At 62.9% G+C, this 4006-nt stretch carries 2 protein-coding genes; both read left to right on the top strand.

Features of this window, described 5'->3' with window-relative positions:
* A partial coding sequence (locus A2J01_RS11195) for a cation-translocating P-type ATPase (RefSeq protein ID WP_064112703.1) occupies positions 1–2122 on the top strand: 2122 nt, incomplete at its 5' end.
* A 17-nt stretch (positions 2123–2139) separates the two neighbouring features.
* Positions 2140–3834 carry a SulP family inorganic anion transporter gene (locus A2J01_RS11190; protein ID WP_058038641.1) on the top strand — a complete coding sequence of 565 codons (1695 nt, stop codon included), beginning with the start codon at positions 2140–2142 and terminating at the stop codon, positions 3832–3834.
* Positions 3835–4006 lie beyond the last annotated feature (172 nt).

Raw genomic sequence — 4006 nt, 5'->3', positions numbered from 1 at the left:
GACCATGGTGGTCACCGAGACCGGGATGCAGACGCAGATAGGCCAGATCGCGTCGATGTTGTCGGCGGTCGCCCCTGGCAAGTCGCCACTTCAACGTGAATTGGACTCTCTCACCAAACTTCTCGGAATCATCGCGTGGACGGCAGTGATCGTCATCGTCGTCATCGGGCTCCTTCGTGGGCAGGACCTGACTACGCTTCTGCTCCTTGGTATCGCAATGGGAGTGTCCGCGATTCCGACCGGCCTGCCAACATTCGTCCAGGCGATGCTGGCCTACGGTGCCCGTCAACTGGCCGACGCCAAGGCCGTCGTGAAGAACCTGACCGACGTCGAAACACTCGGCGCGACCAGTGCAATCAACTCGGACAAGACCGGCACGCTGACCATGAACCAGATGACCGTCCGATCGCTGTACGTCCACGGCCGTTGGTACACGGTCGACGGCGAAGGCTACGCCAAAGCGGGAAGGATCACGCAGGTTGCCGGCGAGGCACCACCCGACTTCACCCTTCTCGCATACGGACTGTGTCTCGACAGCGATGCAACGGTTTCCGATTCCGGGGAAGTTGTCGGCGACCCGACCGAGGCCGCGCTCGTGGTGCTCGCGGCAAAGATCGGTGCCGACGCCCCACTCACCAGACGGACCTACCCGCGGGTGGCGACGGTTCCGTTCGATTCCGCGTACAAGTTCATGGCCACGTACCACCACCTCGAAGTCGACGGCGTAAGTCAGTTCGTCGGATTGGTCAAAGGCGGACCCGATGTCGTCCTCGCTCGGTGTTCTTCGGCCTTTCTCCCCGGCCGTCGGCAGGTCCCGATCGAGGAAGTCCGAGACGAACTCACGGCAGCAAATCAGTCCATGTCCGAAAAGGGTCTTCGGGTGCTGGCATTCGCGGTCAGACGCCTCGACGGACGGGAAGACGCTGTCGTGGCCGACCCCATGTCCTTTGTCGAGGACCTGACGTTTGTCGGTATGGCAGGCATCATCGACCCGCTGCGTCCGGAGGCGGTCGATTCGGTGCGAACCGCACACCGGGCCGGCATCGAGGTCCGCATGATCACCGGCGACCATGCCATCACCGCCGCAGCGATCGGTGCCGAACTCGGACTCGGCCCGGGCTCGGTGGGCGGCGGCGAGTTGCAAGCGATGACCGATGAAGAACTATCGACCGCGTTGCCGAACCTGCACGTGTTCGGCCGCGTCACTCCGCAGGACAAACTTCGCTTGGTCGATGTCATGCAGAGCGGTGGCGCCGTCGTCGCGATGACCGGAGACGCGGTCAACGACGCCGCCGCGTTGAAGAAGGCAGACATCGGCGTCGCCATGGGCTCGGGCAGTGAGGTGACCAAACAGGCGGGCAAGATGGTGCTCACCGACGACAACTTCGGTACCCTCATCACCGCGATCACTTTGGGCCGCAACATCTACGGAAAAATCGTCTCATACATCCGGTACCAGATGTCGAAACTCTTCTCCTTGGTTCTCCTCTTCCTCGCTGCGAGCATCTTCAACATCAACGAGGGTGTGGCACTGACGCCACTGATGGTGCTGTTCCAGCACTTCTTCATCACACTGTTCCCCGTCGCCGTGATCATGCTCGACCCGCCGCCACCGGATCTGATGAACAAGCCTCCGCGCGATCCCAAGATGCCAATCGCACATCGAAGCGCAGTCGCTCAGTGGCTCGCGTACGGTGTCCTGCAATTTGCCGTGACACTCGCGGCGATGCTTCTCGCACCCGGTGAAATGAGTACTTCCGAGGCGAATGTTCCCATGACCACAGCATTCGTAGTGCTCTCTCTCGGTTCGATTCTCGCGGGGCTGACTATGCGGCGTGATCCCGAGTCCGGCGTGGTTCCACCGGTGCTCGGTGCCATCAAGATCTTGACGATCCCCACGGTCGTGACCGTATTCGCCGTCGAGGCGGGCGTCCTCCAGGACCTCCTCATGACAACCTCACTGACCGGCGCCCAGTGGCTCGCCTGCCTGGGTTGGTCGCTGATCATCCCGGTTGTCGTCGAGTTGGACAAGGCAATTCGACGCCGCCGCCTCGCACAGGCACCTGCGCCCCTCCCTGCGACCCCCGCGGTTGCCCCAGAGCGCGCCCGTTCGCTCCACTGAGGGAGGACAATCAAACGATGATGTGGGCGGAGAGTCTAGGTCGGCTACCGGGCGTCGCGACTGCCCGTGGGTATCGCCGCGAGTGGTTGCGAACAGACGTCACTGCCGGACTCGTCTTGACTGCCCTGCTCATCCCGGCAGGCATGGGCTACGCCGAGGCCGCCGGGTTGCCTGCGTACGCCGGGCTGTACGCCACCATCGTGCCTTTGCTCGCGTACGCGGTAGTCGGGCCCTCGAAAATCCTTGTACTCGGACCTGATTCGTCACTGGCGCCGCTGATTGCCGCCGCGGTCATACCGCTGGCAGTGGTCGGCGATTCGGAGAATGCGCTTGCACTAGCCGGTGTTCTCGCCATTCTTGTCGGACTCATCCTCGTGATCGGCGGATTCCTTCGTCTCGGCTTCGTGACCGAACTCCTCTCGAAACCGATCCGCCTCGGCTACCTCAACGCCATTGCACTCGTCGTCGTAGTTGGTCAGATTCCCAAGCTGCTCGGATTCTCCGTCGACGCGTCCGGTCTACTCGGTGAAATCGGCGGGATCTCAAAGGCCCTGGTGGGTGGCGACGTCGACCCCCTCGCTGCCGCCATCGGTGTCGGTTCGCTAGTCGTCATAGTCGCCTTCCGGCTCTGGGTACCTGTTGTTCCCGGCGTTCTGGTGGCCGTTGTCGCGGCCATAGTCTTGTCCGCTGCCGCCGGTCTCACCGATGACATCGGCATGGTCGGCGCACTGCCGGAAGGACTCCCCCTCCCTTCCGTCGGTGGAGTCACGTGGCAGGACGTCGGCCATCTGATCGGGCCCGCCGCCGGTATCGCATTGATTGCCTTCGCCGACACCGGCGTTCTCTCGCGCACCTTCGCCGCCCGCCACGGCGAGGACGTGAACGGCAGTACCGAAATGAAGGCGATCGGTGTCGCGAACGTGGCCGGCGGGCTGTTCGGCGGGTTCCCGATCTCGGCGAGCGGGTCACGAACTCCGGTAGCCGAACAGAGTGGGGCGCACACACAATTGGCCGGCGTCGTCGGGGCGCTCGCGGTCCTGGTGTTCGTCCTCGTCGCTCCCGGACTCACGGCATATCTGCCCGATGCAACACTGGCCGCCGTCGTCATCGTCGCCGCGTGTGCACTGATCGACGTGGGCGGCATGGTCCGCATGTGGCGCATGAGCACCGTGGAATTCGGCCTCGCCGTCGCGGCGTTTCTGGGCGTCGCCCTGGTCGGTGTGCTACAAGGCATCCTTGTTGCGATCGGACTGTCCTTCGCAGCGGTCATCGCGCAGGTATGGCAGCCACATCGAACCGAACTCGTCGAGACGGGCGAACCCACCGGATTCCACGACATCGAACGCCATCCAGATGGGCATCGCATCCCCGGCCTGGTGTTGGTGAGGTTTGACGCGCCACTGTTTTTCGCGAACGGCGAGATCTTCGACGAGTACGTTCGCTCCGTCGTCGCCAAGGCGCCAGATCCGGTCGACTGGGTGGTTATAGCCGCCGAACCGATCACCGGACTCGACACAACGGCAGTCGACGAACTCGTCGATCTGGATACATTCCTCGAAGGCAAAGGAATTCGGTTGGCATTCGCAGAGATGAAAGGTCCGATCAAGGATCGACTCATCCGATTCGGAGTCGGGGATCGATTCGATTCGACGCACTTCTACCCGACCGTCGAAGCCGCCGTGAACGCATTCCGCACCCGAACCGGCGACTGACAAACGCCAGGCAGTCGGGAGCCGTGGCTGCATTGGGTACCGTTTGGTATGGGATTCACGACGGACAATGTTCCGGCACGCCGTATCGCTCAGGTCGCCGGCGTGGGCGGTATCGCCGTCGGCGTTGTCGCGCTGATCGCGTTGTACTCCACCAAGCCGATCAACCCGTTGA

The organism is Rhodococcus sp. EPR-134 (genome assembly GCF_001647205.1).
Lineage (GTDB): Bacteria > Actinomycetota > Actinomycetes > Mycobacteriales > Mycobacteriaceae > Rhodococcus_F > Rhodococcus_F qingshengii.
This window is presented reverse-complemented; position numbering and strand designations above follow the sequence as displayed.